The sequence below is a fragment of the Serpentinimonas sp. SSL01 genome (assembly GCF_056323735.1).
Map to the genome: position 1 here is coordinate 1,959,461 of NZ_CM150487.1, position 25,516 is coordinate 1,984,976.

Annotated in this window: 21 protein-coding genes and 1 pseudogene; 9 read left to right on the top strand and 13 right to left on the bottom strand. The window is 65.8% G+C overall.

The window, feature by feature from the left end:
- Positions 1–64 precede the first annotated feature (64 nt).
- The gene (locus ACVMK0_RS09270) at positions 65–1,417 is read right to left on the bottom strand and encodes an extracellular solute-binding protein (protein ID WP_045536586.1); all 1,353 of its coding nucleotides are present in this window, start codon (positions 1,415–1,417) and stop codon (positions 65–67) included.
- Between the two features lie 222 nt (positions 1,418–1,639).
- Here ACVMK0_RS09270 and ACVMK0_RS09275 point away from each other — a divergent pair, with 222 nt between their 5' ends.
- Positions 1,640–2,851 carry a glycosyltransferase family 4 protein gene (locus tag ACVMK0_RS09275; RefSeq protein ID WP_476463620.1) on the top strand — a complete coding sequence of 404 codons (1,212 nt, stop codon included), beginning with the start codon at positions 1,640–1,642 and terminating at the stop codon, positions 2,849–2,851.
- 67 nt (positions 2,852–2,918) lie between these two features.
- Here ACVMK0_RS09275 and ACVMK0_RS09280 read toward each other — a convergent pair.
- Positions 2,919–3,203, bottom strand: a pseudogene (locus ACVMK0_RS09280) (UDP-glucose 6-dehydrogenase); the annotation flags it as partial.
- A 149-nt stretch (positions 3,204–3,352) separates the two neighbouring features.
- Here ACVMK0_RS09280 and ACVMK0_RS09285 point away from each other — a divergent pair.
- A complete protein-coding gene (locus tag ACVMK0_RS09285; RefSeq protein WP_250960951.1) occupies positions 3,353–4,165 on the top strand; it encodes a GNAT family N-acetyltransferase in 813 nt (270 codons plus the stop codon).
- Positions 4,165–5,103 (top strand): UDP-2,3-diacylglucosamine diphosphatase, encoded by a 939-nt coding sequence (locus ACVMK0_RS09290; protein WP_476463621.1) that lies wholly within the window; start codon positions 4,165–4,167, stop codon positions 5,101–5,103. Before ACVMK0_RS09285 ends, ACVMK0_RS09290 begins: the two co-directional genes overlap by 1 nt.
- 37 nt (positions 5,104–5,140) lie before the next feature.
- On the opposite strand, the gene ACVMK0_RS09295 is transcribed toward ACVMK0_RS09290, so the two are convergent.
- Both ACVMK0_RS09295 and ACVMK0_RS09300 read right to left on the bottom strand, forming a co-directional pair.
- On the bottom strand, positions 5,141–6,574 hold the full coding sequence (locus tag ACVMK0_RS09295) for a coniferyl aldehyde dehydrogenase (RefSeq protein ID WP_476463622.1): 1,434 nt from the start codon (positions 6,572–6,574) through the stop codon (positions 5,141–5,143).
- Between the two features lie 72 nt (positions 6,575–6,646).
- Positions 6,647–7,756: a PQQ-dependent sugar dehydrogenase gene (locus tag ACVMK0_RS09300; RefSeq protein WP_476463623.1), complete on the bottom strand. Its 1,110-nt coding sequence runs from the start codon at positions 7,754–7,756 to the stop codon at positions 6,647–6,649.
- 186 nt (positions 7,757–7,942) lie between these two features.
- Here ACVMK0_RS09300 and ACVMK0_RS09305 point away from each other — a divergent pair, with 186 nt between their 5' ends.
- On the top strand, positions 7,943–8,479 hold the full coding sequence (locus ACVMK0_RS09305; protein WP_476463624.1) for a hemerythrin domain-containing protein: 537 nt from the start codon (positions 7,943–7,945) through the stop codon (positions 8,477–8,479).
- 196 nt (positions 8,480–8,675) lie between these two features.
- Positions 8,676–9,635 (top strand): RNA polymerase sigma factor RpoH, encoded by a 960-nt coding sequence (gene rpoH, locus ACVMK0_RS09310; protein WP_082027346.1) that lies wholly within the window; start codon positions 8,676–8,678, stop codon positions 9,633–9,635.
- Positions 9,636–9,698: 63 nt separating this feature from the next.
- Here rpoH and lysS read toward each other — a convergent pair whose 3' ends face one another.
- Positions 9,699–11,237: a lysine--tRNA ligase gene (gene lysS, locus ACVMK0_RS09315; protein WP_045536595.1), complete on the bottom strand. Its 1,539-nt coding sequence runs from the start codon at positions 11,235–11,237 to the stop codon at positions 9,699–9,701.
- Positions 11,238–11,446: 209 nt separating this feature from the next.
- Between lysS and ACVMK0_RS09320 the strand changes: the two genes are divergently transcribed.
- Complete coding sequence (locus ACVMK0_RS09320) at positions 11,447–12,505, top strand: PDDEXK nuclease domain-containing protein (protein WP_045537980.1); 1,059 nt, start codon at positions 11,447–11,449, stop codon at positions 12,503–12,505.
- A 27-nt stretch (positions 12,506–12,532) separates the two neighbouring features.
- On the opposite strand, the gene ACVMK0_RS09325 is transcribed toward ACVMK0_RS09320, so the two are convergent.
- From ACVMK0_RS09325 to ACVMK0_RS09335, 3 genes are all read right to left on the bottom strand, one after another.
- Complete coding sequence (locus ACVMK0_RS09325; protein WP_045536597.1) at positions 12,533–14,026, bottom strand: tripartite tricarboxylate transporter permease; 1,494 nt, start codon at positions 14,024–14,026, stop codon at positions 12,533–12,535.
- Positions 14,026–14,520, bottom strand: coding sequence for a tripartite tricarboxylate transporter TctB family protein (locus ACVMK0_RS09330; RefSeq protein WP_476463625.1), 495 nt, complete (start codon positions 14,518–14,520; stop codon positions 14,026–14,028). Before ACVMK0_RS09330 ends, ACVMK0_RS09325 begins: the two co-directional genes overlap by 1 nt.
- Positions 14,521–14,585: 65 nt before the next feature.
- Positions 14,586–15,605 (bottom strand): tripartite tricarboxylate transporter substrate binding protein, encoded by a 1,020-nt coding sequence (locus ACVMK0_RS09335; RefSeq protein WP_197539300.1) that lies wholly within the window; start codon positions 15,603–15,605, stop codon positions 14,586–14,588.
- A gap of 384 nt (positions 15,606–15,989) precedes the next feature.
- Between ACVMK0_RS09335 and ACVMK0_RS09340 the strand changes: the two genes are divergently transcribed.
- Entirely contained in the window at positions 15,990–16,823 is an 834-nt protein-coding gene (locus ACVMK0_RS09340; RefSeq protein ID WP_045536601.1) for a shikimate dehydrogenase family protein, read from the top strand.
- 36 nt (positions 16,824–16,859) lie between these two features.
- On the opposite strand, the gene ACVMK0_RS09345 is transcribed toward ACVMK0_RS09340, so the two are convergent.
- Positions 16,860–17,762 carry a sugar phosphate isomerase/epimerase family protein gene (locus ACVMK0_RS09345; RefSeq protein WP_476463626.1) on the bottom strand — a complete coding sequence of 301 codons (903 nt, stop codon included), beginning with the start codon at positions 17,760–17,762 and terminating at the stop codon, positions 16,860–16,862.
- Positions 17,759–18,688, bottom strand: coding sequence for a VOC family protein (locus tag ACVMK0_RS09350; RefSeq protein ID WP_420834893.1), 930 nt, complete (start codon positions 18,686–18,688; stop codon positions 17,759–17,761). The genes ACVMK0_RS09345 and ACVMK0_RS09350 overlap by 4 nt, the downstream gene beginning before the upstream one ends.
- A 153-nt stretch (positions 18,689–18,841) precedes the next feature.
- Between ACVMK0_RS09350 and ACVMK0_RS09355 the strand changes: the two genes are divergently transcribed.
- Positions 18,842–19,621, top strand: coding sequence for an IclR family transcriptional regulator domain-containing protein (locus tag ACVMK0_RS09355; protein WP_045536605.1), 780 nt, complete (start codon positions 18,842–18,844; stop codon positions 19,619–19,621).
- Positions 19,622–19,641: 20 nt separating this feature from the next.
- On the opposite strand, the gene ACVMK0_RS09360 is transcribed toward ACVMK0_RS09355, so the two are convergent.
- The 3 genes from ACVMK0_RS09360 to ACVMK0_RS09370 all read right to left on the bottom strand — a co-directional run bounded on the left by ACVMK0_RS09360 (position 19,642) and on the right by ACVMK0_RS09370 (position 24,354).
- Positions 19,642–20,934, bottom strand: coding sequence for a replication-associated recombination protein A (locus ACVMK0_RS09360; RefSeq protein ID WP_045536607.1), 1,293 nt, complete (start codon positions 20,932–20,934; stop codon positions 19,642–19,644).
- A 22-nt stretch (positions 20,935–20,956) separates the two neighbouring features.
- Positions 20,957–21,679, bottom strand: a complete 723-nt coding sequence (gene lolA / locus ACVMK0_RS09365) for an outer membrane lipoprotein periplasmic chaperone LolA (protein WP_476463627.1) — start codon at positions 21,677–21,679, stop codon at positions 20,957–20,959.
- A gap of 131 nt (positions 21,680–21,810) precedes the next feature.
- The gene (locus tag ACVMK0_RS09370; RefSeq protein ID WP_476463628.1) at positions 21,811–24,354 is read right to left on the bottom strand and encodes a DNA translocase FtsK; all 2,544 of its coding nucleotides are present in this window, start codon (positions 24,352–24,354) and stop codon (positions 21,811–21,813) included.
- A gap of 120 nt (positions 24,355–24,474) precedes the next feature.
- On the opposite strand from ACVMK0_RS09370, the gene trxB reads away from it, so the two are divergent.
- Entirely contained in the window at positions 24,475–25,419 is a 945-nt protein-coding gene (gene trxB / locus ACVMK0_RS09375; RefSeq protein ID WP_045536610.1) for a thioredoxin-disulfide reductase, read from the top strand.
- The last annotated feature ends 97 nt before the right edge of the window (positions 25,420–25,516 follow it).

Below are 25,516 nucleotides of genomic sequence, written 5' to 3' on the forward strand. Positions count from 1 at the left end.
CGAGCCCGCCTAAGTGGCGGGGTTAAAGCTCAGAGGCTGGGAGGCAATAGTGCGTGTTTGGATCTTAGTTGACCGAGCGCTCAAAGGCGCGCAGTTGCGCGTTGCCGCGGCGCTCGAAGTTGCGCAGGGCCTGGGCGGCGGTCTGGCGGCCTTGCAGGGCGCGCTCAACTTCTTCGTGGTAGATGTCGCGGATTTCGGTCCAGCGGCCAAAGCGGTAGCCTTGGGTGAACTGGCCTTGGCGCGCTTCGATCAGCGACAGGATGGGCACGTCGCGGCCGGGGTTTTGGGTGAAGAAGCCGGCTTGCTGCATGGCGCGGAACGAACTGTTGGTCGCCGGCAGGAAGCCGGTGGTGCGCGCCCACTCGGTCATCACGCGGTCGGAGCGCAAAAAGTCGAGGAACATGGCGATGCCGCGCATCTCTTGCGGCGTGCGGTTGGGGGCGTTAAAAACCCACAGCGAGGCGCCGCCGATGGTGGTGGCAAAGGGCGCGCCTTGCACGTCAGGCCAATGCGGCAGTTGGGCGGTGCCCAGGGCAAAGCGGCCGTCGCGCTGGATGGCGGCCAAACCGCCCGAAGACTGCAGCAGCATGGCGCACTGGCCGCTGATGAACTTGGCCGCAGCGTCGTTGGAGCGCCCGCCGTAGGAGAAGGCGCGCGTGGGCTGCAGGTCGATCAGGGTTTGCACCATGCGCTGGTTGAGCGCGTTGTTCACCGTGAGCTCGGAGGCAGCGCCGCCACGGCCGTTGTCCAGCGTGCCGATCTGCTGGTTGTGGCGGGCGTTGAACTGCTCGAGCATGATCCAAGCCAGCCAAGTGGTGGTGAAACCACACTCGGCGGCGTTGCGCTCACGAATTTGCTTGGCGGCGGCGATCATCTCGGGCCAAGTGCGCGGCGGGCGGTTGGGGTCGAGGCCGGCGCGGGTGAAGGCGTCGCGGTTGTAAAACAGCACGGCGGTCGAGACGTTGAACGGCATCGACAGCAGCTCGCCGTTGGGCAGGCCGTAGTAGCCGCGCGCCGGGGCGATGAAGTCGGCTGGGTTGAAGGCGATGCCAGCACGCTGGAACACCTGCGACACCGGGATGATGGCGCCGCGCGACTGGATCATGTCGCCCGAACCGGCGTCGAACATCTGCATGATGTGGGGCGGGTTGCCGGCGCGAAAAGCGGCCATGGCGGCGGCGCGCTGCTCGGGGTACTGGCCACGGAACGAGACCACGACGCGGTACTCGTTCTGGCTGCGGTTGAAGTCTTCGCCAAAGCGGCTGAGCAACTCGCCGTTGACGCCGGTCAGGCCCATCCACATCTGGATTTCGGTGCGCGGCTGGGCGGCAGCCGGCGCTTGTGCGTGTGCGACCACGGCGCTGGTGGCGGCCGCAAAAGCCAGCGTGTATGCCAGCAAGGTTTTCTTCAAGGCCATGAGAGTAGGCTCCTGGTTAAGCGTAAAAAACATGCAGCCAATCCCAACGACTGGCCTGAGGCTGCGCATTGTGCTCGCTGTTTATGTCGTTTTGATGAAGATTAGATGACGCATGGTGCCGCAAAAGCGCGCGCACCGCAAGCGCAGACAAACCCTGATTTGTCACGATTACTTCATCAATGCGTCACGCGCCTGTTACGCATTGCGCCCAGCATGTGGCGCATGAACGCCCCCGACCCCTGCCCGCTCCTGATCGAAGATTTTCCGCACACGCCGCGCTCGCTGCGTGTGGCGCTGGTGAGCGAGACCTACAGCCCCGAAGTCAACGGCGTCGCGCTCACGCTCGAGCGCATGGTGCACGGTCTGCGCGCGCGCGGTCACGACCTGCAGGTGGTGCGCTCGCGCCAAGCCGGCACCGATCAGCCCAGCGCACAAGCCGGCCTGGAGCAGGTGCTGATGCGCAGCCTGCCGATCCCGAAATACCCGCAGGTGCGCTTTGGTCTGCCGGCCAAGAGCGCGCTGCTGCGGCTGTGGTCGCTGCGCCGGCCCGATCTGGTGCACATCGCCACCGAGGGGCCACTGGGCTGGTCGGCGCTGCAAGCGGCGCGCAAGCTCAAGCTGCCGGTGAGCACCGACTTTCACACCAATTTTCATGCCTACAGCCGCCACTACGGCGTCGGTTGGCTGCAAAAGCCAATCATGGCCTATCTGCGCAAGTTTCACAACGGCGCCGACTGCACCTTGGTGCCCACCGCCAGCCTCAAGGCCGAGTTGCAGGCGTTGGGCTTTGAGCGGCTGCGGGTGGTCGGGCGCGGGGTCGATACGCAGCGTTTCAACCCGGCGCAGCGCAACCCGGCTTTGCGCGCCGCCTGGGGCGCGGCCGACGACGACTGCGTGGTGCTCTTTGTGAGCCGCCTAGCGGCCGAGAAAAACCTGAACCTGCTGGCGCAGGCCTTTGCCGCCATGCAGCAGGTGCAGCCGCGCTGCAAGCTGGTGTTGGTGGGCGACGGCCCCGAGCGCGCCCACGTGCAGGCGCTGTGCCCGCAGGCGCTGGTGTGCGGCATGCGCACCGGCACCGACCTGGCCCAGCACTACGCCAGCGCCGACGTGTTTTTGTTCCCCAGCCAGACCGAGACCTACGGCAACGTGATCCCCGAGGCCATGGCCAGCGGCCTGGCGGTGCTGGCCTACGACTACGCCGCCCCGGCCGAGCTGATCCGGCACCAAGAAAGCGGTCTGCTGGCACCCTTTGGCGACAGCGCACGCTTCATCGAGCACGCGCAGCTGCTGGCGGCACAGCCCGAGCTTGTGCAGGCGCTGCGGCGGGCCGCCCGCGCGCGCACCGAGGCGCTGGACTGGGGCCAGATCGTGCAGCAGACCGAAAATTTGTGGTTGCAAATGCTCACAAAAAGCGCAGGCACACGCCCGGCTTGAACGCGGGGCGCTGTTGAGCAAACCCCTCACAACAACGCGGCCACGCCCTGCTGCTGCCGTTGCTTGCCGCGCGCTCGCCCTCGGCCCCGGCGGGCAGCCCGATGACGATCCGGTCGGGCCGCGTGAAGTCCTCCATCGCCGCCCCCTCCTTGAGAAACTCGGGGTTTGAGACCACCGCAAAAGGGCTGCCGCTGCGCCCGCGGCGACGCAACGCGCTGGCAATCGCCTCCGACACCGCCGCCGCCGTGCCCACGGGAACGGTGGATTTGTTGACCACCACCAGAAAGCCGTCGAGGTGGCGCCCGATCTGCTGCGCCACCGCCAGCACGTGTTGCAAGTCGGCCGAACCGTCGCTGCCGCCTGAGCGTGTCACTGTTGCTGCAAGCCCATGAAATATTGATGAATGCCCGATTTTTGGCAGCTGTCACGATTAATTCATGCCAGTGCCATTTGCAGGACACACGGCAGCCAAAGAATCGCCAGGCAAAGGAGCTTTCATCCATGACCGATCTGTCTGTGCTGGAAAAACTGCGTCAACCCCAAGGGTTGGGCCTGCCGCCGGTGGCGCCGCGCCCAGCGGCTTGCCAGAGCGCCCCCCTCCATGTCAGCTGGGCCCGCCATCTAGACGAAGTGCGCGCCGCGCAGCGCCTGCGCTACCAGGTGTTTGCGCTCGAGATGGGCGCGCGCCTGCCGCAGACCCTGCCCGGGCACGACATCGATCTGTTCGACGACTTCTGCGAGCACCTGCTGGTGCGCGACGCCGCCAGCGAGCAGGTGATCGGCACCTACCGCGTGCTCACGCCCACCCAAGCCAAGCGCGTGGGCGGCTTTTACAGCGAAACCGAATTCGACCTGACGCGGCTGCGGCTGCTGCGCGAGCAGATGGTGGAACTCGGGCGCAGCTGCGTGCACCCCGAGCACCGCCACGGCGGCGTGATTCTGGCGCTTTGGAGCGCGCTGGGCGAGTTCATGACGCGCAACCGGCTGCACACCATGATCGGCTGCGCCAGCATCCCCATGACCCCCGAATCGGGCGGCGGCCACGCGGCGGCCAGCATCTGGCGGCAGCTGAGCCTCAAGCACTTGGCTTCGGTCGAGTTTCATGTGCGCCCGCGCCTGCCGCTGCCGATCGAGCGCCTCGATTCCACCTTGGTCGTCGAACCGCCGGCGCTCATCAAAGGCTATCTGCGCTTGGGCACCAAGGTGCTGGGCCCGCCGGCCTGGGACCCGGACTTCAACACCGCCGACCTGCCGATGATGATGCGCTTGGCCGACCTGCCGCCGCGCTACCGCAAACACCTGCTGGGGGCCTGATGCGCAGCGGCTTTGCCCCCGACACCCACCTGCAAGGACTGTGGTCTGCCGGGGCGGCTGCCGATTCGGCGGCGGCGTCTGCGTTGGCCCATCCGCACCCGGCCGACGACGACGGCGACGGCGACGACGCACTGCACGCCTCGGGGCGGCGCCTGCGCACGGTGTTCATCTCCGACCTTCACCTCGGCACCGCCGGCTGCCAAGCCAAGGCGCTGCTGGCCTTCCTGAAGGCGCACCCGAGCGAAAAGCTGTATCTGGTGGGTGACATCATCGATGGCTGGCAGCTGCGCCGCAAGTGGTACTGGCCGCAGAGCCACAACGACGTGGTACAAAAGATTTTGCGCCGTGCGCGCAAGGGCTGCAAGGTCATCTACGTGCCGGGCAACCACGACGAGTTGGCGCGCCACTTCATCGGCCACCAGTTTGGCGGCGTCGAGGTGGTGGAAGACGCGATCCACCAGACCGCTGACGGCAAAAAGCTGTGGGTGATCCACGGCGACCACTTCGACGGCGTGATCCAGTACGCCAAGTGGCTGGCCTACTTGGCCGACAACCTCTACGATCTGGCGCTGCGCCTGAACACGCGCTTCAACTCGCTGCGCGCCCGGATCGGGCTGCCGTACTGGTCGCTGTCGCAGTACCTGAAATACAGCGTCAAGGGCGCGGTCAACTACATCCAGCAGTTCGAGCGCGCGGTGGCGGCCGAGGCGCGCAAGCGCGGCTTCGATGGCGTGGTCTGCGGCCACATCCACCACGCCGAAATCCGCGACATCGACGGCACGCTGTACTGCAACGACGGCGACTGGGTCGAGAGCCTCACCGCCTTGGTCGAGCACCACGACGGCCGACTCGAGATCGTGCACTGGCCCCAGCGCAGCGGGCAGCGCACGGCGCCAGAAGCGCAAACCCAAGCCGTGCCGGAAAAGCTCAGCGCATAACTCAGCGCATAACTCAGCGCATAACTCAGCGCACAGCTCAGCGTATAAACCAGCGCAACAACTGGCGCAGCAGCCAGCCGCCACCAGCGGGCGCGTAGGGCGGATAGACCAGCTCGCCGCTGTTGAAGCGCCCCTTGGCGTGCACGCCCTTGGCCTTGGAGAAGGTGAGAAAGCCCTCGTGGCCATGGTACTGCCCCATGCCGGATGCGCCCACGCCACCAAAGGGCAGCTCGTCTTGGGCCACGTGCATGAGGGTGTCGTTGATGGTGACGCCGCCGCTGTGCGTGCGCTCGAGCACCTGCTGCTGCACCTGCCGGTCGTGGCTGAACAGGTACAGCGCCAGCGGGCGCGCGCCGCTGCGGATGTGCGCCAGCGCTTGGTCCAAGCTGGCGTAGCCGATGACCGGCAGCAGCGGGCCAAAAATCTCCTCTTGCAGCACGGTGGCGCTTTCGGGCACCCCGAGCAGCAGCTGCAGCGGCATTTTGCGCGTGCCCTCGAAGGTTTCGGCGGCCGGGTTGCATTCGATCACCTGCGCCCCGCCGGCGCGCGCCTGCTCCAGCCAAGCCTGCAGGCGCTGGTGCTGGCGCTGGTTGACGATGGCGCTGTAGTCGGGGTTGGCGCGCAAAGTGGGGTAGAGCTGCGCCACCGCCGCTTGCATGGCCTGCGCAAAAGCCTGTTCTTGGCCAGCGGGCAGCAGCACGTAGTCGGGGGCGATGCAGGTCTGGCCGGCGTTGAGCAGCTTGCCAAAAGCGATGCGCCGCGCCGCCACCGCCAGATCGGCGTCGGGCGCGATGAGGGCTGGCGACTTGCCGCCGAGCTCGAGCGTCACCGGAGTCAGGTTGCGCGCCGCCGCCGCCATCACGATCTTGCCCACCGCCGTGGAGCCGGTGAACAGCAGATGGTCCCAAGGCTGCTGTGCAAAGGCGCTCGAGACCTCGAGCGCGCCTTCGACCACGGCCACCGTGTCTTCTTCGAAAGCCTCGGCCAGCAGGGTGCGCAGGGCTTGGTTGGTGGCCGGTGTGAACTCCGAGAGCTTGAGCATGACGCGGTTGCCCGCCGCCAGCGCCCCCACCAGCGGCAGCAGGGCCAGCTGGATGGGGTAGTTCCACGGCACCATCACCCCCACCACCCCGAGCGGCTGGAAATAGACCCGGTTGCTGGCCGGCGCAAACAGCACGCTGACGCTGCGCCGCTGCGGTTTCATCCAGCCGCGCAAGTGTCGCGCCGTGTGCGCGATGCCCTGCAGCGTGGTGAGGATTTCGGCCAGCAGGGTTTCGTGGCGCGAGCGGGCCGAAAAATCGCTGTGCACGGCCGCGATCAGCGCCTCTTGGTGGCGCACGAGGGCGCTGCGCAGCGCGTGCAGGCCCGCTAGGCGCTGGTGCAAGGTGGGCATGGGCGCGCGCGCAAAGGCGGCGCGCTGCTGCTCGAACAGGGCCTGCAAATGCTCAACGGGAGACGGATCGGTGTTCATGGCGGGTGGGGCGTGCTGGTGCAAGGGCGCAAACCCCGATTGTGTAGGCAAGCGCAGCCGGGCCGCCGGGCATCAAGGCGGCAGCAGGCGGATCAGCTGGCCGTCGCGCTCGTCGGTGAGCACATAGAGCAGGCCGTCTGGGCCTTCGCGCACGTCGCGGATGCGCTGCCCCAGGTCTTCGAGCAGGCGCTGCTGGGCCAGCACGCGCGTGCCCTCGAGCTGCAGGCGCAGCAGGTGCTGGCCGCGCAACGCGCCCACGAACAAATTGCCCTGCCACTGCGGCCCGTAGCGGTTGCTGCGCAAAAACGCCATGCCCGAGGGCGCGATCGAGGGCGTCCAGTGCACCAGCGGCTGCTCCATGCCGGGGTGCTCGGTGATGCCGGCCCCTATGCGCGTGCCGATGTAGTTGACGCCGTGCGTGATCACCGGCCAGCCGTAGTTGCGCCCCGGCAACACGCGGTTGAGCTCGTCGCCGCCGCGCGGGCCGTGGTCGTGAATCCACAGTTGGCCATCCGGCCCCCAAGCCGCCCCCTGCGGGTTGCGGTGCCCCCAGCTCCAGATTTCTGGCAGGGCGCCGGCGCGGCCCAGCAGCGGGTTGTCGCGCGGCACCGAACCGTCTTTGGCCACGCGCACCACCTTGCCGTGGTGGTTGTCCAGCGTTTGCGCATCGTCCATGCGGCTGAAGCGGTCGCCCAGCGTGAGGAACAGATGGCCGTCGGGCGCCTCGACGATGCGGCAGCCAAAGTGGTGCCGACTGCCGACCTTGGGGCTTTGGCGAAACAGCACGCGCACTTGCTCGAGGCGGCGCAAGTCGGCCGACAGGCGCGCGCTGGCCATAGCCGTGGAGTTGCCGCCGCCGGCCGGGGCTGGTTCGGAATAGCAAAAGTAGATGGTGCGGTTGCTGGCAAAGGCGCTGTCGGTGATGACGTCGAGCAGGCCGCCCTGCCCGCCTTCGTCGATGTCGGGCAGGCCCTGCAGCGGCGCGCTGATGCGGCCGTCGAAGCCGACCACGCGCAAGCGCCCGGCGCGCTCGCTCACCAGCACCTGTTCGGGGCCGATGAAGGCCAGCGCCCACGGGTGCTCCAGCCCCTGCGCCAACACCTGGGTGCGCACCGGGCTGGCTTGCGCCTGGGCAGCGCTGAGCCACAGTGCCAGCACCAGAATCAGCCCTGTAAGGGCCAAGCGCCCCCACGCGTGGTGTGCTGCCCCCAAAGGCCAAACGGCCCGCGCATGCCCAGGAGAAGGTTCAAAGTCAGATGCAAACATTTTTCTCCACTCGCCTAAACCGCGCTTGTTTGCGCTTGATCAAACCAAGCTGCGCGCAACGCGCAGGATAATGCAAAAGAATTCAATCGGAGGAAGCGCCCTATGATAAGCCCCCGCTCCCAAATCGCCCTGTTTGACTTTTTGGATCAATCCCACCGCGAGTTGCAGCGCCATCTGGTTTTGTTGCGCGCCACGGTCGAGGCCTGCCAGACACAGACGCTCGACGCCGCCGGGCGCCGGCAGGCGCGCACAGTGCTGGATTTTTTCAACGGCGAAGCGCGCCAACACCATCTGGACGAAGAGGCCCACATCTTTCCGGTGCTGCTGGCCAGCCGCGACGAAGAACTGGCTGCCGCCGCGCGCCGCTTGGTACAAGACCACGGCTGGCTGGAAGAAAACTGGCTGCACATCGCACCCGCCATCTCTGCATTGAGCACGGGCAGCCAATGGTTTGACCACGCCGAGCTGCAACACGCGCTGGAGGTGTTCGAGGCGCTGTACCTCGATCACCTGCTGCTCGAAGAATCGCTGGCCTACCCGGAAGCGCAAAAGCGCCTGCAAGCCTACGACCAAGCGGGCATGGGTCGCGAGATGGCACAGCGGCGCGCCCAAACGCGCAGCGCCACTGCGCCAGCCTGAGTCTGGCCGCCTACGGAGCCTACCGACTGGCTTGCTGGCGCGCCCTGCTTCGGGGCTGCACTGTTCCTGCTTCGGCAGTGTCTTTTTGGGTTCTTGCCACCGCCGCTCTTGGCACTCAACGCCATAGAGTGCTAATATTCAATTGTTGCCCTATCGGCCAGAGCCGCACGGCTTGACTATCAAAGGAGATGCCCCCATGAGCAGCACCGCCCTTGCACCGTTTACGCCTTACCAACTCGCGCCCTCCGCCCCCGTGGGCTGGACGGGCACCTCGGCGCTGGTCTTGCCCCCGCTGGGCAACCTAGACGCCTACATCAGCGCCGTCAACCGCCTGCCGCTGCTCACCGCCGAGGAAGAGCACGACTACGCGCAACGCCTGCAGCAGCACAACGACCTCGAGGCCGCCGGGCGGCTGGTGATGTCGCACCTGCGGCTGGTGGTGTCGGTGTCGCGCCAGTACCTGGGCTACGGCCTGCCGCACGCCGACCTGATCCAAGAGGGCAACGTGGGGCTGATGAAGGCCGTCAAGCGCTTCGACCCGCAGCAGGGGGTGCGGCTGGTGAGCTACGCGCTGCACTGGATCAAGGCCGAAATCCACGAATACATCATCAAAAACTGGCGCATGGTGCGCGTGGCCACGACCAAGGCGCAGCGCAAGCTGTTTTTCAACCTGCGCAGCATGAAGCAGGCTTTCAAGGCGCAGGCGAGCGATGCCGACACGCACCGCGAGCAACTGAGCGAGTTCGAGGTGGACGCGATGGCGCGCGAGCTCAAGGTGCGCCGCGCCGACGTGCTCGAGATGCAGACCCGGCTCGCCGGCGGCGACGTGGTGCTCGACCCCAGCCCGGGCGACGACGGCGAGGAGGCCTACGGCCCGATCGCCTACTTGGCCGACAACGGCCACGAACCGAGTGCGGTGCTGGAGGCGCGCGAGCGCGACCACTTGGCCAGCGAGGGCGTGCAGCAGGCGCTGGGGCAGCTCGATGAACGCGCGCGCCGCATTGTGAGCGAGCGCTGGCTCAAGGTGGCCGACGACGGCAGCGGCGGCATGACGCTGCACCAACTGGCGGCCGAATACGGCGTGAGCGCCGAGCGCATACGGCAGATCGAGGCTGCGGCGCTGAAAAAAATGCGCTTGGCGCTGGAGGCGGCTTAAGCCGTTGAGGCGCGCTGAGAGGCTGGCAAGGCTAGGCCACCCTGCCCCTCTGCCCCTCCTGATTCAGCCCTCCCGGCGCAGCGCCGGGAACAGAATCACGTCGCGGATGCTGGGGCTGTCGGTGAGCAGCATCAGCAAGCGGTCGATGCCGATGCCGCAACCGCCGGCCGGCGGCATGCCGTACTCGAGCGCGCGCACGAAGTCGGCGTCGTAGTACATGGCCTCGTCGTCGCCGCCGTCTTTGTGGCCCGCTTGGGCGGCAAAGCGCGCGGCTTGGTCTTCGGCGTCGTTGAGCTCGCTAAAGCCGTTGGCCACTTCGCGCCCGCTGATGTAGAGCTCGAAGCGCTCGGTGATGCTCGGGTCGGTGTCGGAAGCGCGCGCCAGCGGCGAGATTTCGGTCGGGTGGTTGCAGATGAAGGTGGGCTGCCACAGCTGCGGCTCGACGGTTTCTTCAAAGTACATGACTTGCAAACCGGCCAGGCTGCGCTCGGCCAGCCGCTGCTTGACTGGGTCGAGGCCGAGCTGCTGCAACTGGGTTTGCAGCCAGGCGCGGTCGTCGGCGTGGGCGCCGGCGTGGCTGTACTTGGCGATGGCCTCGCGGATGGTGAGGCGCTCGAACGGCGCGCCCAAATCCACATCGCGCCCTTGGTACTGCAACCGCGTGCCGCCACAGACACGCTGCGCCACGTGGCGGATCATCTGCTCGGTAAACACCATCAGGTCGAGGTGGTTCCAGTAGCCCGCGTAGAACTCCATCATGGTGAACTCGGGGTTGTGGCGCACGCTGATGCCTTCGTTGCGGAAGTTGCGGTTGATCTCGAACACGCGCTCGAAACCGCCCACCAGCAGCCGCTTGAGGTAGAGCTCGGGGGCGATGCGCAGGTACATGTCCTGCTCGAGCGCGTTGTGGTGCGTGACGAAAGGCCGCGCATTGGCGCCGCCCGGTATGGGCTGCAGCATGGGCGTTTCGACCTCGAGAAAGTCGTGCGCCAGCATGAACTCGCGCAGGCTGCTCACGGCCAGGCTGCGCGCCAGAAAGCGGCGACGCGCTTGCGGGTCGGTGATCAGATCGACGTAGCGCTGGCGGTACTTGAGCTCTTGGTCGTGTACGCCGTGAAATTTGTCGGGCAGCGGCCGCAGGCTCTTGGTGACCAAGCGCAGCCGCTCGACTTGCAGCGTGAGCTCGCCGGTGCGGGTTTTGAACAGGGTGCCCTCGGCGGCCACGATGTCGCCCAGATCCCAGTGCTTGAAGGCGGCGTGCTGCTCGGCCCCGACGCTGGCGTCGTTGAGGTAGATCTGGATGCGCCCCTCGGTGGGCCCAAAGGAGCCGTCTTGCAGCGTGGCAAAGCTGGCTTTGCCCATCACGCGCTTGAGCATCATGCGCCCGGCCACGCTGGCGCGCACCTGCAGCGGCTCGAGCATCTCTTTGCTCAAGGCCCCGTACTCGGCGTGCAAGGCCTCGGCGCGCTGCTGCGGCTTGATGTCATTGGGGAACGCCACCGGCCCCCCAGCCGCCTGCGCTTGGCGCAGCGCCTGCAGCTTGGCGCGCCGCTCGGAGATCAGGTGGTTTTCGTCGGCGGGCAGGTGCGTGTCGTCGGCCATGGTGCGCTGTGGGGGTGTGGGTGCAAACCTTTGATTTTAGCGGGGGTGGGTGGCCTAGAATGGACGGGGACGGATGGAAACGGATGAGCGGCATCCGGTTTACGCAGCGGAGGGACACAGATGGACTGGGAACTTGAAGATGCAGCACAACCCGGCGCAGCCCAGTGGTCGGCGCTGCGCTGCTGGGCCCTGAGCGCTGGAGTGCTGGCATGAGCGAGCGCCCGATTGCCATCACCGCGCCGCCAGCGGGCTATGCCGACTGGCTGGCCGAGCTCAAAATCCGCATCCACAGCGCTCAGCAGCGCGCCGCGCTGGCGGTGAACCGCGAGCTGGTGCTGCTGTACTGGCAGATAGGCCGCGACATCTTGCAGCGCCAAAGCCGCGAGGGCTGGGGCGCCAAGGTGATCGAGCGGCTGGCGCACGATTTGCGCACCGCCTTCCCGGACATGAAGGGGTTTTCGCCGCGCAACCTCAAGTACATGCGCAGTTTTGCCCAAGCTTGGCCCGAGGCTGAATTTGTGCAAGCGGTGCTTGCACAATTGCCTTGGTACCACCAGCTTGCCCTACTGGACAAGTTGACCGAGAGCGCGGCACGGCGCTGGTATGCCACCAAGGCGATTGAGCACAACTGGTCGCGCAACGTCTTGGTGATGCAGATCGAAACCCGCGCCCACACCCGCGCAGGCCAAGCCATCACCAACTTTGCCGAGCGCCTGCCAGCGCCGCTCTCCGACTTGGCGCGCGAGTCGCTGAAGGACCCTTATCGCTTTGATTTTTTGGGTTTGCACGATGATGCACAGGAGCGCGCCATCGAGCAAGCGCTGGTGCAGCATGTGACGCAGTTTTTGCTCGAGCTGGGCGCAGGCTTTGCCTTTGTGGGGCGGCAGGTGCTGCTGGAGGTAGGGGGCGACGAGTTCTTCATCGACCTGCTGTTCTACCACCTGAAGCTGCGCTGCTACGTGGTGATCGAGCTCAAAGGCGGCCAGTTCAAGCCCGAGCATCTGGGGCAACTGGGTTTTTACCTCACTGCGGTGGACCGCCAGATCAAGGGTGAGCACGACCAACCCACCATCGGCCTGCTGCTGTGCAAGAGCAAGAACAAAGTGGTAGCCGAGTATGCCTTGGGCGACAAGACCCAACCCATGGGCGTGGCCGAGTTCAAGCTGCTGGAATCGTTGCCGGCTGAACTGCAAACCGGCCTGCCCAGCATTGAACAGATTGAGCGCGAGTTGCAGGCCCTACCCGGTGTGCCGACGGAAGGCGATTGATGGGCTGCCCCCGCCCACACACACCGCCTACTTACCCCGGCTGCGCCAGCGCTTCCACCACGGCGTGCTCACCAGCAAGCTAAAGCCCAAGGCCAGCAGCAGGATGACGGAGATCGGCGAGGTGAAAAACTCGGTGAAGAACAGCACCGGGTCTTCGCCCGTCATCAGGATCGACTGGCGGTAACTGCGCTCCAACAAGGGCCCCAGCACGATCCCCAAGATCACCGGCGCCACCGGGAAGCCGTAAATCTTCATCAGGTAACCCAGCACGCCAAAGCCCAGCATCCAGTACACATCGACCGGGTTGTTGTTGATCGCGTAGGCGCCGACGGCGGACAGAATCAAGATCACCGGCAACAAAAAGGCCTTGGGTGTTTCGACCACCTTGGCAAAAATGCGGATGCCGGTCAGGCCAAAGATGAGCAAGAAAATGTTGGCCAGCACGAGCGAGCCGACGATGAACCAGAACAAATCGGGCGTCTCGGTCATCAGCAGCGGCCCAGGGCGCAGACCGTGGATGAACATGGCGCCGATGATCACCGCCGTCACGGCATCGCCCGGAATGCCCAGCGTCATCATGGGAATGTAGGCCCCGCCGACCGAGGCGTTGTTGGCGCTCTCGGGTGCCACCACCCCTTCGTAGGCGCCCTGACCAAAGGGGCGCGAGGGGTTTTTGGTCGAGCGCCGTGCGTGGTCGTAAGCCATCAAGGACGCAATGTCGCCACCGGCACCCGGCAACGCCCCGATGCCCACCCCGATGGCCGAGCTGCGCATGGAAAGCGGAAAGTGCTGCTTGACCAGCGCCCAAGACGGGATGATCTTGCTCACGTTTTGCTTGACCGCCTTGACGTGCAGGTAATGCATCTGCGCCAGCACCTCGGCCACGCCAAACAGCCCGATCATGGCGGCAATGAAGTTGATGCCCGCCGACAGCTGCAACGAATCGAAAGTCAGGCGCGCCTCGGCGGTGAGCGGGTCCAGCCCCACGGTCGAGATCAGCACCCCGAGGGCGGCGGCAAAAACGCCTTTGGCCATCGAGTCGCCCGTGAGCCCGCCCACCAGCAACAAACCCATCACGGCCAGCAGCAGGTAATCGCGCGGGCTGAACATCAGGGCCAGATCGGAAATCAATGGCGCCCCGATCGCCAGCACCGCAATGCCGACAAAACCGCCGATCACCGACATGACGGTGGACAGGCCGATCGCCTTGCCCGCTTCGCCCATTTTGGCCAAGGGGTAGCCGTCCAGCGTGGTGGCCACGGCCGCCGGCGCGCCCGGTATGTTGAGCAAAATGGCGCTGCGCGAGCCGCCATACACCCCACCCAGAAAGATGCCGGAAATCAGCACCAGCGCGTCATGTATCGGCCACTTGAAGGTGAACGAAACCAGAATCGACACCGCCATGGTGACCGACAGGCCCGGTATGGCGCCGATGTAAATCCCGGCAAAGGTGCCGATCGCGGCCAGCAGCAACAGCCACGGGTCGATCCAAGAGGCAAAGAAGGCGTGCACCAGTTCCATTATTGAAACACCCCTTGCCACAGGCGACCACTCGGCAAAACGACCGAAAACAGCTCTTCAAACACAATGTAGATCACCACCAGCGTGCCCACGCTCACCACCAGGTTCAGAAACCAGCGGAAACTGCCGAGCACAAACATCGAGGCGTACAAAAACAAAAAAGAGACCAACAAAAAACCCAGTTGCTCGAGCAGCACCACGTACAAGACGATGAGCACCAGCATGAACAGCAGAGCCGGGGGGGTGACTTGCACCATCAGGCGGCGCACCAAGCCGGCCTCTGGCTCGCCGGGTGGGCGGCGCAGCGTCTGCACCAAGATCACCAAGGCGCAGACCGCCATCAGTCCCGCAGCGGCCATGGGCACCGCCCCTGCCGAGGCAAAAGACTCAAAGCCCGAGATCGTGTAGGCCGACCAGAGCAAAAACAGGCTCACCGCCAGCAGCAGCAGCACAAAAAAGACTTCGCCCACGACCCTAGGCTTGGTATCTGACATCACAGCACCCGCTACAAAAAATGAAATGGGCGCGCAGCAAGCCGCGCGCCCGCTTGCCAACGCGATCAGCGTGGCCGGGGAATGCCCAGCGTTTCCGGGTTCACCCGCGCTTGGCCAGCGTCTTGGTAGAGCCAGGCGGTGGTCGAGGTCCAGCGGTTGATGAAGCGCTGCGCCTCGTCGCCTCCGAGGTTGAGCATGGTGTTGCCGCGCCCCTCCATCATGCGCCGGTAGTCGGGGTTGTTGCCCGCTTCGCGGAAAGCCGCCACCAGCCGCGCCTTGGCGGCATCGGGCACCTCGCGCCGCACGAACACCCCAAACCAAGCACCCCAAGGCAAGAAGCGCGGCAAACCAGCCAGCGATGGCGCGTTGGTCATGGGAGCGATCCCTTGGAACGGCTGGTCGCTCAACACCCCCAAGGCTTTGAGGCGACCAGCGCGCACGTGCTCAATCGCGGCCGCCGAGGTGAGGAAACCAATGTCCAAGTGGCCGCCTTGCAGGGCAGCGATGGCTGGCCCGTCGCCGTCGAAGGGCACCATTAGGGTCTCGAAACGCGTCAGTCTGGAGATCATCAGGTTGACGGTAAAGGGCACCGTGCCAATGCCGGACAGGTATTGGCGCACCCGGCGCGGGTTGGCCTGCACGAAGCTCAAAATATCCTGCATGGTGTTCCACGGCGCATCGGGGCGCGTGACCAACAAGATGGTGTTGGCCATGGCGGCAATGTTGACCGGGAAAAACTCGTTGTAATCGAAGTCGGCCACCCCCATGACGCGAAACAGCGCTTGCGGCTCGGCCCCCATGAGCAGGGTGTAGCCATCGGCCGGTTGCTGGCGCACGAAGTTGGCGGCGATCGCGCCGGCCGCGCCCGGGCGGTTCGAGAGCACGATGTTGCGCCCCAGCACGCGCTCGGCGTGCGGCGCATAACCGCGCATGCTGATGTCGGTGCCACCGCCGGCACCAAACTGGATGATGCCGTTGAGGTCGCGGGTGGGAAAGGGCGCTTGGGCCAAGGCGAGCTTGCTCATCGAGGCGCTGGCCAGCGCAGCGAGCGTAGCACCCATGAATTGACGTTTGTCGAGCGACATGATGTGTGTCTCCTGAAAAATTGAACCGAATAAACCGACAAGGGACGCGGTGACTCAGACCTGCCGGCACCCACTCGATGGCTTGCCCCAAGTCTTGTAGGGTACTCTATGCGATGCCGCATAGCCTAGGAAGGTGCCGCCAGAAAGCGCCGATCGGTGAGCATACTTTGGCGAACGACTATCGATCGAAATCATGGAATACCCTAGATTTTTCGCCCATTTTTTGAGGGGTTCCGACTTTGATCCACTCTCGAAAATAAGGGTTAACACCCATTTCGAGCGATCTTCATCCGATTCAGCGCGATCTTCGTACGTTTGCCGCCCGTTGCTCCCCGTGGGCGCCAGCGTCGTGCATAGAATGAAAAGCCCGAGGAGACCCATTTCATGATCAACGGCCACACTGAAATCATCGCCCACATTGGCTTTCCCACGCACAGCTTCAAGTCGCCGCAGATCTACAACCCCTACTTTCGCTCGATCGGTGAAAACTCGGTGGTGGTGCCGCTGGCCTGCGAAGCGCGGGACTATCCGCAGTTTTTGCGCGCCATTTTTGCGCTGCGCAACATCCGCGGCGCCTTGGTGACGATGCCGCACAAGATGACCACGCTCAATCTGGTCGATGTCGCCAGCCCGGCTGCCATGGTGGCCGGGGCTTGCAACGCGGTCAAAAAGGGGGCCGATGGACGCCTGCTGGGCGATATGTTTGACGGCGAGGGCTTCAGCCGCGCCCTGTTGCGCAAAGGACACCCGATCAAGGGCAGCAAGGTGCTGATCGTGGGCTGCGGCGGCGTGGGCAGCGCCATTGCGGCCGCGCTGGCGGCACACCAGCCGGCCATGCTGCGCCTGCACGACCGCCAGGCCGAGAGCGCGCACGCGCTGGCGCAGCGCCTGCAAACCTATTTCCCGGCCACGCGGGTTGCAGTCACCGACAACGACCCGGCCGGGATGGACACCGTCATCAACGCCAGCCCGCTGGGCATGAACCCAGACGACCCGCTGCCGCTGGATGTGCAGCGTCTGGCCCCGCAGACGCTGGTGGGCGATGTGGTGATGGCGCAAACCCTGACGCCGCTGCTGGCGGCTGCACAGCAACGGGGCTGCCCGATCCAGATCGGCACCGACATGCTGTTTGAGCAAATTCCGGTCTATCTGGAGTATTTTGGCTACCCCAGCACCGACGCCCAGACCCTGCGCTCGTTGGCGCAACTCGAAGCCTGAATACAGCCCCGCTTCAAAATCCGTAAAAAAGGCCGATCAGGCGCGCAAGCGCAGGCTGTTGGGAAAAGGCACCGAGCTGCGCAGCACATCGTCGGCCAGCCAGAGCGACGACCGCTTGGCTTGCTGCACCACGTTGGGCAAGGGCATTTGCAGGTAGTCTTCGTTGAAGACCTCGAAGCTGTAATCGCCCGTGTAGCGCAGGGCATTCAGGCGCAGCACCAGATCGACCAATTGCTGGCTGTGCACCCCCTCGCCCGGGAACACCCTGAAGGTGCGCGCCGTGGCTATGCGCTCGGCAAAGGTTTTGGTCTCTTGCCACATGAAATCGGACAGTTGCACCAGCAGGATTTTTTCCGGGTCGATGTAGTCGATTTCTTCGATCGGCGTGCCGGCGGCAAAAATGTGGAACGAATCGATGCCCAGCCCCAGATTGGGCGCATCGGCGCGGCACACCACGTCCCACGCGGTGGTGAACTGGTTCACCACCCGCCCCCACGACAGCGCCTCGTAGGCGATTTTGATGCCCAAGGGCAGCGCCAGCATCGAGAGCTTGCGCAAATCGGCGGCCAAATGGTCGAGGTCGTGGCTGGCGTGCACCGAAGTGGATGAGCACACCAGCAGCAAGCGGCTCTCGAGCGTGGCACACAGTTCGAGCATGCTTTTGGCTACCTCGACCTTGTAATCGTGCAAATGGCCCGACAAGCCTTCGAAATCGCGCAGCACCTGAAAACCGGTCACGCGCAAGCCACTGGCCTTGACCGCCCGCACCGCCGCCTCGACCCCGCCCGGGTGCCCCACCAAGTCGTTGGCTTTGAGCATCACCTGCTCAAAACCGGCGCGCTGCATGGCTTCGAGCTTGGCCTCTAGGGTGCCCGGCAGCGTGATGGTGTCCATGCCAAAGGCGGTGGGCACCTGCCGCGCAGCTTGGGCAGCGCTCATGGCTGCACCCCCGGCGTGCTTTTGACGAGCTCGAACACCACCGCGCCGAGATAGGTTTTGCTGATGGCCCCGCGCGCCTCGCTGTGCGCGGCCTCGGTCTCCACAAACTCGACCCCATTGCGGCGCAACTGCTGCACCGCCTGCAACACATCGGGTACGCCCAAGCCTATGCGTTGCAGGCGCTCATCGACATCGATCACATTGGGCTCGGGCTCGATCAGCTGCAACAAAAATTCCGCCCCGGGGTGGATGGCGGGCAGGCGCATGAGCTTGCCTTTGGGCAAAATACCAAAGCGCTCCTCGTCGGGAATCAGGCGTGCCCCGAGCAGTTCGGTATAAAACTCGATCCAGTCGTTGCTGCGCTCGGGCCCAATGTACTGAACGACGCCAAAAAAATGAATCCCGGCGGTGGCCGGCGGGTGTTGCTCGACCCCGGGCACCGGGATGAAATCGACGTCGTAAATCGAAAACTCGCGGTAGCGATCGACAAAATAAATCCGGCTCCCGCCCACCCCGTGAATGGCCGGGATGTTGAGCTCCATCACTTCGGCGTGGGTGGGCACCGGCCAAGCGCCTTTGTCTTGCACGTAGCGGTAGGCGGCGCGCGCATCGCGCACGCGCAAGGCAATGGCTGACAGGCTGGCAACGCCCGAGGTGTCGGGCAAGCGGCCGTCGCGGCCCTGCGTCGTGTGCGCATTGACCACCACATTGAGCCCGCCTTGGCGGTACAGCAACACCTCGCGCGAGCGGTGGCGCGAGACGGGCTTGAAACCCATCATCTCCAGCACCTGCCCCAAGGCCTGCGGTTTGCTGGTGGCGTATTCGATGAACTCGATGCCATCGAGCCCGATCGGGTTGGCTTCGTCGCTGCTAAAGGCCAGCAAGGGTTCGCGCATCCCGGTGGCCAGGCTGCTGATTTCGTTCATGGGCGGTGCTCCTCTGTATATTTGGCACTGTAAGCGAGTTTGCTGGGCAAGTGACCACCCCGAGCGCTCGCCATTTGCGCTGATCGCTCATAATCGAACGATCATCGATCAAAACTCGTGCCACCATACCCCACGAGCGAAACACCACCCGCCATGCAACCCCACACCGCAGCCGCAACCCTCGAGCGCCGGGACTGGATCGCCGGACTGGAAAAAGGCCTGTCGATCATGCAGGTGTTCGACTCCGAGCACCCGCGCCTGACGGCCAGCCAAGCGGGTCAGCGCTGCGGCCTGACACGCACCGCTGCCCGCCGCCACTTGCTCACGCTGGTGCATCTGGGCTATGTGGCCACCGACGGCAAGCTGTTTTGGCTCACGCCGCGCGTGCTGCGCCTGTCGCACGCCTACCTGGATTCGGCCCGGCTGCCGCGCGCCGTGCAGCCCTATTTGCAGCGCGTCACGGCGGGCACTGGGGAATCCTCGTATGTGGCGGTGCTGGATGAAAACGACGTGGTCTATCTGGCACGCAGCGGCACCCTGCGCCACACCCATTCGGGCTATATGCTGGGCTCGCGGGTGCAGGCGCACGTGACAGCGGCCGGGATCGTGATTCTGGGCATGCTCGGGCCCGCGCACTGGAACCCGTGGCTGGAGCGGCAAACCCTGCGCCCCTACACGGTTCACACCTTAAGCGACAAGGATCGGCTGCGCGCCTGTTTCGAGCAGGCGCGACTGCAAGGCTGGTTCATTTCGGATCAGCAGCTCGAGGTGAATTTTCGTGGCGTTTCGGTGGCGCTGTACGACCACAAAGACCAGCTGCTGGGCGCTTTGAGCGTGACCATGCCCATCAACAACGAAAGCCAAGAGACGGCCCTCAAGCGCGTGCTGCCGGTGTTGCAGGAAACGGCGCGCAGCATGCGGCTGCTGCTGTAAAACGGCGCGGGCTTGCTGGCTCAGGGCTTGGAAGCGGCCGCATTGCGCGCACGCAGCTCGCGCAGCTTGTCGCCGATACGGATCTCGAGGCCGCGTGGCACCGGTTCGTACAGGGGGGGCGGGTGCAGGCCGTCGGGGAAGTAGTTTTCGCCGGCAGCGAAGGCGTCGGGTTCGTCGTGCGCGTAGCGGTAGCCTTGGCCGTGCTCGAGCGTGCGCATGAGCGCCGTGGGGGCGTTGCGCAGGCGCAGCGGCACCGGCCGGCTGCCGTCGCGCTGCACCAAGGCGCGCGCGCTTTTGTAGGCGCTGTAGGCGGCGTTGCTCTTGGGGGCCACGGCGAGGTAGAGCGTGGCTTGGGCCAGCGTCAGCTCGCCTTCGGGGCTGCCCAAGCGCTCATAGACTTCGGCGGCGTCGAGCGCGATGCGCAGCGCGCGCGGGTCGGCCAGGCCGATGTCTTCGCTGGCCATGCGGATCAGCCGCCGCGCGAGGTAGCGCGGGTCGGCGCCGCCGTCGAGCATGCGCACCAGCCAGTATAGGGCGGCGTCGGGGTCGGAGCCGCGCACGCTTTTGTGCAGGGCGCTGATGCTGTCGTAGAAGGCGTCGCCGCCCTTGTCGAAGCGGCGCAGCTGCTGGCCCAGCAGGCCCAGCAGCCAGTCGGCGTTTATGGCCGGCAGCCGTTGCGCGCCGGCGGCCACGGCCACGGTCTCGAGGGTGTTGAGCAAGCGCCGGGCGTCGCCGTCGGCGTGGCCGATGAGGAGCTGGCGCGCGGCCGGATCGATCGCCGGCAGGCCAGTGTGGGCTTGGGCGCGCTCGAGCAGTTGCTCGAGCTCGGCCTCGCTCAAGGGCTGCAACACATAGACGGTAGCGCGCGAGAGCAGGGCCGAATTGACTTCGAAGCTCGGGTTTTCGGTGCTGGCACCGATGAAGGTAAAGAGCCCGCTTTCGACGTGCGGCAAAAAGGCGTCTTGCTGGCTTTTGTTGAAGCGGTGCACCTCATCGACGAACACCAGCGTGGCGCGCGGCGGCTGGCCGACACGCGCCTGCTGGGCGCGCTCGACGGCGTCGCGGATGTCGCGCACGCCCCCCAGCACGGCGCTGATGGCGATGAATTCGGCCTCGAAGGCCTGCGCCATGAGCCGCGCCAGCGTGGTTTTACCGACCCCCGGCGGCCCCCACAGGATGCAGCTGTGCGGCTGCCCGGTCTCGAAAGCCACGCGCAGCGGCTTGCCGGGCCCGAGCAGGTGCGCTTGGCCGATCACGTCGGCCAAGGTCTGCGGGCGCAGCCGCTCTGCTAGTGGGCGGGTGCCGGCCTGCATAGAACTCAGCGTGGCCGGGGCTTCATTCGGGCCGGATCAGCGCCGCACCGGGCGGCACGCTGAAGCTGAAGTGGCCGGGCCGGAACGCGCTTCGGGTGTCGAGCCGCTCGAAGGCGATGTGCGAGCGCTGGCCGAAGCGGTCCAGAATCTCGAGCACCGCCAACTGGCCGCCGCGAAAGCCGATGCGCACCGCTTGCAGCGGCGCGTCGGCGCCCTTGGGCAACGCCTGCACCCAGCGCAGGCCGTCGGCGTCGGGGGCGTTGCTCAGGCTGAAGGCCTGCTGCAGGGTGCGCAGGTCGGCCCCGGAGGCCAGCAGGGCGGCCGGGGTTTGGCCCAGCACCTCGCGCTGCGCCCGCGCCGTGACTTGGGCCAGATCGGGGTCGTAGAGCCACAGGGTTTGGCCATCGGCGACGATGAGCTGCTCAAACGGCCGCTGGTAATGAAAGCGAAAGCGGTTCGGGCGCTGAAACTCGAACACCCCGTGGCTGATTTGCACCCGCGCGGCCGGGGCGGCGGCGGCCGCCAAGGCGTCGGGAGCGGGCGCCGGGCGCGGGCCGGTCACGGTCTGGGTGAAGGCGCTGCGGCCTTGCTGGGTCTGCTGCAAAAAGGCTTGCAAGTCGCCCAAGGCGGTGCCGGGGGTGGCGGCGGTGGTGGCTGCCGGGGTGGCCGGGCTGCTGGCCGCTGGGGTTGCCACCGCCGCAACGGGCAGGGTGGCCAAGGCCGCCAGCGTGGCCCATGTGGCCATGGCGCGAGCCAGGCCGGGGAGCGTAAAGGGGTGTCGGTGCATGGTACCCATTTTGATGCAAAGCCGGCGCAGCGGTTGCAGACAGCGGCGGCGCAGGTGTAAGGAGTTGTGGCCGCAGCCTCTGTAGCCGCTCAATCGGCGCTGCGCCCGCCCACCAGAATGTCGCGCTGGCCGCTGCTGGTCAGGGCGCTCACCAGCCCGGCGCGCTCCATGTCTTCGAGCAGGCGCGCGGCGCGGTTGTAGCCGATCTTGAGCTTGCGCTGCACGTAGCTGATGCTGGCCTTGCGGTCTTGCAGCACGATCGCCACCGCTTGGTCGTACAGCGGGTCGGTTTCGCCGCCCGCGCTGGCGTCGCCCTCGCCCTCGCTGCCGCTGCCGCCTTCGGCGTCGGTCTGAGCTTCCAGCACGCCGTCGATGTAATCGGGCTCGCCGCACTGCGCCTTGAGCCAAGCCACCACGCGGTGCACCTCGTCGTCGCTGACAAAGGCGCCATGAACGCGGCTGGGGTAGCCGCTGCCGCTGGGCATGTAGAGCATGTCGCCCATGCCCAGCAGGGCCTCGGCACCCATCTGGTCCAAAATGGTGCGGCTGTCGATCTTGCTGCTGACCTGAAAGCTGATGCGCGTCGGGATGTTGGCCTTGATCAGGCCGGTGATCACATCGACACTGGGGCGCTGGGTGGCCAAAATCAGGTGGATGCCGGCGGCGCGCGCTTTTTGCGCCAAGCGGGCGATGAGCTCCTCGATTTTTTTGCCCACCACCATCATCAGATCGGCCAGTTCGTCGATCACCACCACGATGTGTGGCAGGCGCTGCAAGGGCTCGGGCTGCTCGGGCGTGAGGCTAAAGGGGTTGCCGATGGGCTCGCCGCGCGCTGCGGCCTCGGCGATTTTGGCGTTGTAGCCGGCCAGGTTGCGCACCCCGAGCTTGCTCAACAGGCGGTAGCGCTTGTCCATCTCGGCCACGCACCAATTGAGCGCGTTGGCGGCTTGCTTCATGTCGGTGACCACCGGCGCCAGCAGGTGCGCGATGCCCTCATAGACGCTGAGCTCGAGCATCTTGGGGTCGATCAGCAGCAGGCGCACGTCGCGCGGGTCGGCCTTGTAGAGCAGGCTCAGGATCATGGCGTTGATGCCCACCGACTTGCCCGAACCGGTGGTGCCGGCCACCAAGCAATGCGGCATTTTGGCCAGATCGACCACCACCGGGTGCCCGCCGATGTCTTTGCCCAGCCCCATGGTGAGCAGGCTTTTGGCGTCGTGATAGACCTGCGAGCCCAGAATCTCGCTCAGGCGGATGGTCTGGCGCCGGGCGTTGGGCAGCTCGAGCGCCATCAGGTTTTTGCCGGGGATGGTTTCGATCACGCGGATGCTCACCAGCGACAGCGAGCGCGCCAGATCGCGCGCCAGATTCACCACCTGCGAGCCCTTGACGCCGGTGGCCGGCTCGATCTCGTAGCGCGTGATCACCGGCCCGGGCAGCGCCGCCACCACCTGCACCTGCACGCCAAAGTCGCCCAGCTTTTTCTCGATCAGGCGGCTGGTCATCTCCAGCGTTTCGGGGGCCACGCTGGCCGACTGGCGCGTGGCGGCGTCGAGCAGGTCGATCTGCGGCAGCTTGGTGTCGCTCAAATCGTGGAACAGCGGCTGCTGGCGCTCTTTGACCACGCGGCTGCTGGGTGGCACTTCGGTGAGCACGGGTTCGATCTGCAACGCCTTGGCCGCGGGTTTGGCGGCGGGTTTGGCCCCCGCAGCGGCGGCTGGCTTGTGTAGAGGCGGCTCCAACAACGGCTCGGCGTCGGTATCGTCGTCTTGCGCGCCGGGGCTGAGGCCACTGCCAAAGCTTGGGTCAACGGCGGCTCGCTCATCCCCTTGCACGCTCAACGGGTGCGCCGGGTGCAACTGCTCGTATTCCGATTCCTCGAGGCTGCGCTGGCGCAGGGCTTGGCGGCCGATGCGCAGGTCTTCTTTGGCCTCGCGGCGCAGGCGCCAGCGCTGCACCGCGTCGTCAACCCAGCGTCCCAAACCCTCGGCCGCCTCGGCCCAAGAAAACCGAAACACCCCCGCCATAGCCACCAGCAACAGGCAGATGGCGAGCAAGGCCGACCCAGTCTGCCCCAGCCACAGCTGCGCTGGCGGCCCCAGCAGGCTGCCCAACAGGCCACCGGACTCACCCGGCAGCCACGCATCCCAGCGGTGCAGCCGACTCCACTCCAGCACCGTGCTGGTCGCCAGCAGCAACAACAGCCCGGCGCCAAACGCTACCCCAGGCCACGGCGGCTGCTGCAAGCGAGCACGCAAAGCGGCCAGCGGTGTATCGGGCCGCGCCACAGATCTGCTGGGCCCGGCAGCAGCAGGCACGCGCAACCAGCGCGCCAACCCCATCAGCCAGATATGCGAGGCTGCCAGCACCAACCACCACACCGACGCCCCCAGCAAAAGGTAGCTGAAATCGGCCAGCCAGGCGCCGGCGCGCCCGCCCCAGTTGACGCTGGCCGAGGCCACGCCCGAGGTGGACCAAGCGGCATCGCCGGGGCTGTAGCTCAGCAGCGCGAGCCACCAAAACAGCAGCCCGGCCGCTCCCAGCAGCAGGGCAAACTCCTGCGTGAAGCGCCGAATGCCGCGGGCCGCGCTGCGCGCTGCGTCTTTGTTGAGGGTGTTGACAGGGGTACTCATGTGCAGGCGCTAGCTTAACCGAGGCCGCCCGCTGGTCAAAAATACATACCCCCACCTGCATTTGAGTTTGCTGCTACGATACACTCACCTTTAGCCCACTGCACCCGGAGAGCCCACACCATGAACCCCCGCCACGCCCAAGTCCTGATCCTCGGTTCCGGCCCGGCCGGCTACACCGCCGCCGTCTATGCCGCGCGCGCCAACCTCAAACCGCTCTTGATCACCGGCATGGCCCAAGGCGGCCAGCTCATGACCACCACCGACGTGGACAACTGGCCCGCCGACGCCCAAGGGGTGCAGGGCCCGGAACTGATGCAGCGCTTTCAGGCCCACGCCGAGCGCTTCCAGACCGAGATCGTGTTCGACCACATCCAGAGCGTGGACCTGAGCCAGCGCCCGTTTCGCCTCCAAGGCGACAGCGGCCAGTACAGCTGCGACAGCCTGATCATCGCCACCGGGGCCTCGGCCAAATACCTCGGCCTGCCCTCGGAGCAAGCCTTCATGGGCCGCGGCGTGAGCGGCTGCGCCACCTGCGACGGCTTTTTTTACCGCGACCAAGAGGTGTGCGTGGTGGGTGGCGGCAGCGCGGCGGTGGAAGAGGCGCTGTACCTGTCCAACATCGCCAGCAAGGTAACGCTGGTGCACCGGCGCGACGCTTTTCGCGCCGAACCGATCTTGGTGGACAAGCTCATGGCCAAAGTGGCCGAGGGCCGCATCGAGCTCAAGCTTTTTTATGTCCTTGACGAGGTGCTGGGTGACGAGCGCGGCGTGAATGGGGTGCGCATCAAGCAGGTGCAGACCGGGCAGACCCAGGACATCGCGCTGCACGGCTGCTTCATCGCCATCGGCCACAGTCCCAACACCGAACTGTTCAAAGGCCAGCTCGAGCTCAAAGACGGCTACATCGTGACCCAAAGCGGGCAAAACGGCTTTGCCACCCAGACCAGCGTGCCCGGCGTGTTCGCCGCGGGCGACGTGCAAGACCACATCTACCGCCAAGCCATCACCAGCGCCGGCACTGGCTGCATGGCGGCACTGGACGCGCAGCGGTTTTTGGGGCGATAAGCCGCGAGTTGCGGCGCACATGTGCAACGCCGCGCAACGCCGCAGGGGGTGTTTGGCTGTGCAAGACGGGCAGGAACAATCGCCTCCCAGCCTCCCA